Source organism: Pseudomonas sp. BAY1663 (assembly GCF_000582595.1).
GTDB lineage: Bacteria > Pseudomonadota > Gammaproteobacteria > Pseudomonadales > Pseudomonadaceae > Stutzerimonas > Stutzerimonas stutzeri_AF.
In genome coordinates this window covers 1-7187 of record NZ_AZSV01000135.1, presented here as the reverse complement: position 1 = coordinate 7187, position 7187 = coordinate 1, and the positions used below count along the sequence as shown (strand labels likewise).

At 66.6% G+C, this 7187-nt stretch carries 1 protein-coding gene and 3 pseudogenes; 3 read left to right on the top strand and 1 reads right to left on the bottom strand.

The features are described 5' to 3' along the window. Positions 1-38: 38 nt before the first annotated feature. Positions 39-2426, bottom strand: coding sequence for an endopeptidase La (gene lon / locus BAY1663_RS21550; protein ID WP_037044904.1), 2388 nt, complete (start codon positions 2424-2426; stop codon positions 39-41). Between the two features lie 118 nt (positions 2427-2544). On the opposite strand from lon, the pseudogene BAY1663_RS21545 reads away from it, so the two are divergent. The 3 pseudogenes from BAY1663_RS21545 to BAY1663_RS21535 form a co-directional block, all read left to right on the top strand. Continuing rightward, positions 2545-3299, top strand: a pseudogene (locus tag BAY1663_RS21545) (AraC family transcriptional regulator). Between the two features lie 246 nt (positions 3300-3545). Continuing rightward, positions 3546-6706 (top strand): annotated as a pseudogene (gene putA, locus BAY1663_RS21540) (bifunctional proline dehydrogenase/L-glutamate gamma-semialdehyde dehydrogenase PutA). Positions 6707-6978: 272 nt separating this feature from the next. Beyond that, positions 6979-7187, top strand: a pseudogene (locus BAY1663_RS21535) (sodium:proline symporter); the annotation flags it as partial.

Genomic DNA, 7187 nt, shown 5'->3' with positions numbered 1-7187 from the left:
GCGCGGCGATTGCAGGCCGCGAGGCCTGCCGTCACCCCTCAGAACAGCACCTTGGCCACGTCGGCGAAACGCTTGGCGAAATGCACCGTCAGCCCTTCCTTCAGGTAGTCCGGCAATTCCTCGAAGTCGCCGCGGTTGGCTTCCGGCAGGATCAGCTCGAAGATCTTCTGCCGCCGCGCGGCGATCACCTTCTCGCGCACGCCGCCGATCGGCAGCACGTGGCCGGTGAGGGTCAGCTCGCCGGTCATCGCCACGCCCTTCTTCGGCGGCTGGTTGCGCGCCAGCGACAGCAGCGCGCTGGCCATGGTGATGCCGGCGCTGGGGCCATCCTTGGGCGTCGCGCCTTCCGGGACGTGCAGGTGCACGAAGGCCTCGTCGAAGAATTCCGGGTCGCCCTTGAAGTCCTTCAGGCGCGAGCTGACGTAGCTGTAGGCGATTTCCGCCGATTCCTTCATCACCTCGCCGAGCTGGCCGGTGAGCTTGAAGCCACGGTTGAGGGTATGGATGCGCGTGGCCTCGATCGGCAGGGTGGCGCCGCCCATGCTGGTCCAGGCCAGCCCGGTGATCACGCCGACGCCGGAGAGTACCTGCTCGCTGCGGAACACCGGCTTGCCCAGGTAGCCTTCCAGGTCCTTGGGGGTGATCTTCAGGTTGAGCGCCGGGTCTTCCAACAGCTTGACCACCGCCTTGCGCACCAGCTTGCCGAGCTGTTTTTCCAGCTGCCGCACGCCGGCTTCGCGGGCGTAGCCTTCGGTCACCGCCTTCAGCGCGCCGTCGCTGATGCTCAGGCGCTCCCTGGGCACGCCGGTCTTGTCCAGCAGCTTGGGCCAGAGGTGGCGCCTGGCGATCGCCAGTTTCTCCTCGGCGATGTAGCCGGACAGGCGGATCACCTCCATGCGGTCGAGCAGCGGGCCGGGGATCGAGTCCAGGGTGTTGGCGGTGCAGACGAACAGTACCTTGGACAGGTCCAGGCGCAGGTCCAGGTAGTGGTCGAGGAATTCCACGTTCTGTTCCGGATCGAGTGTCTCCAGCAGCGCCGAGGCCGGGTCGCCCTGGTAGCTGCTGCTGAGCTTGTCGATCTCGTCGAGCATGATCACCGGGTTCATCACCTCGACGTCCTTGAGCGCCTGCACCAGCTTGCCGGGCAGCGCGCCGATGTAGGTGCGTCGGTGGCCCTTGATCTCCGCCTCGTCGCGCATGCCGCCCACGCTGAAGCGGTAGAACGGCCGGCCCAGCGACTCGGCGATGGATTTGCCGATGCTGGTCTTGCCCACGCCCGGCGGGCCGACCAGCAGCACGATGGAGCCGGCGATCTCGCCCTTGAAGGCACCGACCGCGAGGAATTCGAGGATGCGGTTCTTGATGTCGTCCAGGCCGGCGTGATGCTTGTCGAGTACCTTGCGCGCGCGCTTGAGGTCGAGTTTGTCTTTGCCGTACACGCCCCAGGGCAGGGTGGTGGCCCAGTCCAGGTAGTTGCGGGTGACGGCGTATTCCGGCGAGCCGGTCTCGAGGATCGACAGCTTGTTCAGTTCCTCGTCGATGCGCTTGTGCGCCGCCGGTGGCACCACCTTGCCCTCCAGGCGGGCGCGGAATTCGTCGGCGTCGGCGCTCTTGTCGTCCTTGGTGATGCCCAGTTCGCGCTGGATGATCTTCAACTGCTCCTTGAGGAAGAACTCGCGCTGGCGCTCGCCGATCTTGCGGTTGACCTCGCCGGTCAGTTCCTTCTGCAATTTGGCGACTTCCACTTCCTTGCGCAGCAGCGGCAGCACCTTTTCCATGCGCTTGAGCACCGGCACGGTATCGAGCACTTCCTGCAGCTCCACGCCCGGCGCGGTGGTCAGCGCGGCGGCGAAGTCGGTCAGCGGCGACGGATCGTTGGGACTGAAGCGGTTGAGGTAGTTCTTCAGCTCCTCGCTGTACAGCGGATTGAGCGGCAGCAGTTCCTTGATCGCATTGATCAGCGCCATGCCGTAGGCCTTCACCTCGTCGCGCGGATCGTCGTCGCTCTTTGGATAGTCCACCTCCACCAGGTACGGCGGCTTGCGCCGCAGCCAGCCACGGATGCGCACCCGCGCCAGGCCCTGGGCGACGAACTGCAGCTTGCCGCCTTCCTGCGAGGCATGGTGCACGCGGACCATGGTGCCGTGCTCCGGCAGGTTGGCCGGGTCGAAGGTAGCCATGTCCAGCACCGGCGAATCGACGAAGAACAGCGCCACGCGCTGGTGCGGCGTCTTGGCCACGCGCTCGAGGGTCTCGGCCCAGGGATCCTCGTTGACGATCACCGGCAGCACCTGCGCCGGGAAGAACGGCCGGTTGTGGATGGGGATGATGTAGAGCTTGTCCGGCTGCTGCTGGTCCGGCAGCACGAGCCCGTTGGCGGAAATGATTTCCTGCTCGAGATTGTCCTGGTTGACGTCGTCGTTCATGCGGCACCCGTTACGAATACGTGCAACTTAGATGGGTGGTGCGATGGATGATTTCAATCCCGCGGCGATGCGAGAGCCGGGGGTGGGCATGGGGGCCCGGCTTCGGTAGAGTGCCGTCATGCTCAATGCCCGTCTGCTCCGCCTGGATGACCAGGCCCACCAGCACGCCCACGATTATCACCAGTTGGTGATGTCGCTGGCCGGGCGCGCGGAGTTCGAAGTGGCGGGCTCCGGTGGCGAGGTCTGCCGGATGCGCGCCTGCCTGGTGCCGGGTGATGCCGACCATGCTTCGCCGGCATGGGCGACAACCGCATGCTGATCATCGACCTGGACGAGCAGGATGCCTGCCTCGACGACCCGCAGCTGCTCGCCCGGCTGTTCGAGGCGCCGCGCTATCCGGCGCTGGATGCCGACTTCCAGAACCTGCTGGCCTATGCCGGTGCCGAGCTCGCCCGCTACGGCAGCGATCCGCTGCTCGCCCGCGCGCTGGGCGGCGTGTTGCTGCGGGCACTGCACCTGCGGCTGTTCGGCGAATCGCAGCCACGCCCGGCCGGCCCGCTGGATCTGCAGCGGCTCGACAATCACATCCAGCACAACCTGGCACGGCGCATCACCGTTGCCGAACTGGCCCAGGTCGCCTGCCTGAGCCCAGGACACTTCCATGCGCAATTCAAGGACAGTGTCGGCCTGACGCCGCATCAGTACCTGCTCAAGACCCGCCTCGATCGCGCCGCCCGCCTGCTGCGCGAGACGCCGCTGCCGCTGGTACGCATCGCCGAGGAGTGCGGTTTTTCCAGCCAGAGCGCGCTGACCACCGCGACCCGCCGCTATCTGGGCCTGACGCCCAAGCGCCTGCGCGACACCGAGGGCTGAGCCCGGCCCGTTCTGGTGCAGCCCCTGCGTAGGGCGTTCGAAGGTTGCTCCATTCTGGTGCGCGGCGCATTTCGTCGTCGAATTTCGCAGCCTTCTGCAAAACTCCGGAGTTTTCGCAAGAACGGCGTGCCGCGCAGCCCCTACATTCCGGCATCCGCTCAGCAACGATCCGCCCGGCAACGCCCCAGTGCCCGGATCGATGGGCTAGACCTATTACAAACACACCCACATTGGAGGAGCGGCGCGATGTTCAAGGCCGGTCACGTGCTGGATGGCGCCTTCGCCAACCAGACAGCAGCAGAATTCTTTCCCGCCATCAGCGCCAACTACAACGTTGACGAGGCGGCCTACCTCACCGAACTGTTGCAGCTGGCCGATCCCGGCGAGGCGGGTATCGCCGCGATTCGCGAGCGTGCCCGCAGCCTGATCGAGACCGTGCGCGGCCGCGAGAACGCCGTCGATACCCTAGATGCACTGCTGCGTCAGTACAGCCTGGACACCCAGGAAGGGCTGATGCTGATGTGCCTGGCCGAGGCGCTGCTGCGGGTGCCGGATTCGGCCACCGCCGATGCGCTGATCCGCGACAAGCTCAACGCCGCCGAATGGGAGCGCCATCTCGGCCAGAGCGACAACGTGCTGGTCAATTTCGCCGCCTGGGGGCTGGTGATGACCGGCAAGGTGGTCGATCCGGAAACCGCCGATGGGCGCCCGAAGAACGTCATCGGCCGGCTGCTCAAGCGCTCTGGCGAGCCGGTGATCCGTGCCGCGATGAACCAGGCGATGAAGCTGATGGGCAAGCAGTTCGTGCTCGGCCGCAGCATCGCCGAGGCGCTGAAGAACGGCCGGCCCGAGCGCGAGAAGGGCTACACCTATTCCTTCGACATGCTCGGCGAGGCCGCACTGACCGCCGAGGATGCCGCCAAGTACATGGCCGACTATCGCCAGGCGGTGGAAACCGTGGGTGCCGAGCCGCAGGTCGGTCCCGGCCCGCGCCCGTCGGTGTCGATCAAGCTGTCGGCGCTGCATCCGCGTTATGAAGTCGCCCAGCGCGAGCGCGTGCTCAGCGAACTGTTCGCCAACGTCCGCGAACTGGCCATCCTGGCGCGCCAGCGCGACGTCGGTATCACCATCGACGCCGAGGAAGCCGACCGCCTGGAGCTGTCGCTGGAGCTGTACGAAAAGCTCATGCGCGACCCGGCGATCGCCGGCTGGGGCGAGTTCGGCCTGGTCATCCAGGCCTATTCCAAGCGCTGCCTGCCGGTGCTGGTGTGGCTGACGCTGCTCGGCCGCGAACTCGGCGCGCGCATCCCGCTGCGCCTGGTCAAGGGCGCCTACTGGGACAGCGAGATCAAGCAGTGCCAGGTGCAGGGCCTCGACGGCTACCCGGTGTTCACCCGCAAGGAGGGCACCGACACTTCCTACCTGGCCTGCGCCCGCTACCTGCTTTCCGAGCACACCCGCGGGGTGATCTACCCGCAGTTCGCCAGCCACAACGCGCACACCGTCAGCTGCATCCTGGCGATGGCCGAGGAGGCCGCCGAGCCGCGCGAATTCGAGTTCCAGCGCCTGCACGGCATGGGCGATGCGCTGTACGACACGGTGATCGAGAAGTACCGCAAGAACGTGCGCATCTACGCCCCGGTCGGCGCCCACAAGGACCTGCTGCCCTATCTGGTGCGGCGCCTGCTGGAGAACGGCGCCAACTCGTCGTTCGTCCACCAGTTGGTCGACCCGCGCGTACCGGTGGAATCGCTGATCGACCATCCGGTGAGCCAGTTGCGCACCTTCGCCGCGCTCGGCAACCCGCGCATTCCGCTGCCGCCGGCGCTGTACGGCACCCGCAAGAACTCCCAAGGGATCAACATGAATATCCAACAACAATGGAACGAACTGGCTAGCGCCTACCAACCCTTCCTCGACCACCAGTGGCAGGCCGCACCGGTGATCGACGGCCAGCACCTGAGCGGCACCGCCAGCGACGTACGTTGCCCCTATGAGCTGAACAAGGTCGTCGGCCGTGCGCAGTTCGCCACGGCCGAGCAGGCGCGTCAGGCCATCGATGTGCTGGCCGCCGCCTGGCCGCGCTGGAACGGAACGCCGGTGGAGCAGCGTGCGGCGATTCTCGAACGCCTGGCCGAACTGCTCGAGCAGAACCGCGCCGAACTGATGGCGCTGTGCACGGTGGAAGCCGGCAAGTCGCTGCAGGACGGCATCGACGAAGTGCGCGAGGCCGTGGACTTCTGCCGCTACTACGCGCAGCAGGCACGGCTGAAGCTCGGCCGCGAAGAGCTCAAGGGCCCGACCGGCGAGCGCAACGAGCTGTTCCATGAAGCCGCGGCGTGTTCGTCTGCGTCAGCCCGTGGAACTTCCCGCTGGCCATCTACCTGGGCCAGATCAGCGCGGCGCTGGTCGCTGGTAACACCGTGCTGGCCAAGCCGGCCGAGCAGACCAGCCTGATCGCCGCGCGCGCGCTGGAGCTGATGTTCGAGGCCGGCCTGCCGAAGGAGGCGATCGCCTTCCTGCCCGGCGACGGTGCCACCCTGGGCGGCGTGTTCTGCCGTGACCCGCGGGTGGTCGGCGTGTGCTTCACCGGCTCGACCGACACCGCGCGCATCATCAACCGCCAACTGGCGGAGAAGGAAGGCCCGATCGCCACGCTGATCGCCGAGACCGGCGGGCAGAACGCGATGATCGTCGATTCCACCGCGCTGCCCGAGCAGGTGATCAAGGATGCCGTCGGTTCCGCCTTCACCAGCGCCGGCCAGCGCTGTTCGGCGCTGCGCGTGCTCTACGTGCAGCGCGACATCGCCGACCGCGTGATCGATCTGCTCAAGGGCGCCATGGCCGAGTTGAAGGTCGGGCCGACGCACCTGCGCGAGAACGACATTGGCCCGGTGATCGACCAGGAGGCGCGCGACGCGCTGCTGGCGCACATCGACCAGCTCAAGCGCGAAGGGCGCCTGATCGCCGAGGCCACGCTGCCGGAAGGGCTCGACGGTCATTTCGTCGCGCCGGTGGCCTTCGAGATCGGCGGCATCGAGGAACTCAAGAAGGAGCATTTCGGCCCGGTGCTGCACGTGGTGCGCTACGACGCGGCGGACCTGGAAAAGGTCGTCGCGGCGATCAACGCCACCGGCTACGGCCTGACCCTCGGCGTGCACAGCCGCAACGAGGAAACCGCCGAGCGTATCGAGCGGCTTGCGCGGGTCGGCAACCTCTACGTCAACCGCAATCAGATCGGCGCGGTGGTCGGCGTGCAGCCGTTCGGTGGCTGCGGGCTGTCCGGCACCGGACCGAAGGCCGGCGGGCCCAGCTACCTGCTGCGCTTCACCAACGAGCGCAGCACCTCGACCAATACCACGGCGGTGGGCGGCAACGCCTCGCTGCTGTCGCTCGGCGACGATTGAACCGTAGGGTGGAAAACTCGCGAAGCGATTTTCCACGCGCATGCAGCCACGCGCATAACAGCGGGTTGGTGGATGGCTTCGGCCATCCACCCTACGGCTGTTTCGCTGCTGGACCAGAACAACAACCGGAACAGTTGGCGGACGCTCTTCCGCCACTGACGGGCCCGGGTTGGGCCTGTCGCAGGTGATGGCCTTTTTCGCCATCGCCCTCTGCCAAGGCGTCGCGCGGGCCACTCGCGTTGCGCCGAACAACAACTAACGAGGGATACACAATGAGCGTCAGTACACCCACGCTGATCACCTTTCTGATCTACATCGCGGCGATGATCCTGATCGGTTTCATCGCCTATCGCGCCACCAAGAACTTCTCCGACTACATCCTCGGCGGGCGCAGCCTCGGCAGTTTCGTCACCGCGCTGTCGGCCGGCGCCTCGGACATGAGTGGCTGGCTGCTGATGGGCCTGCCTGGGGCGGTGTTCGC

Coding starts and splice junctions, on each gene's coding strand:
- lon (WP_037044904.1), bottom strand. CDS start 2,426: ATGAACGACGACGTCAACCAGGACAATCTCGAGCAGGAAATCATTTCC.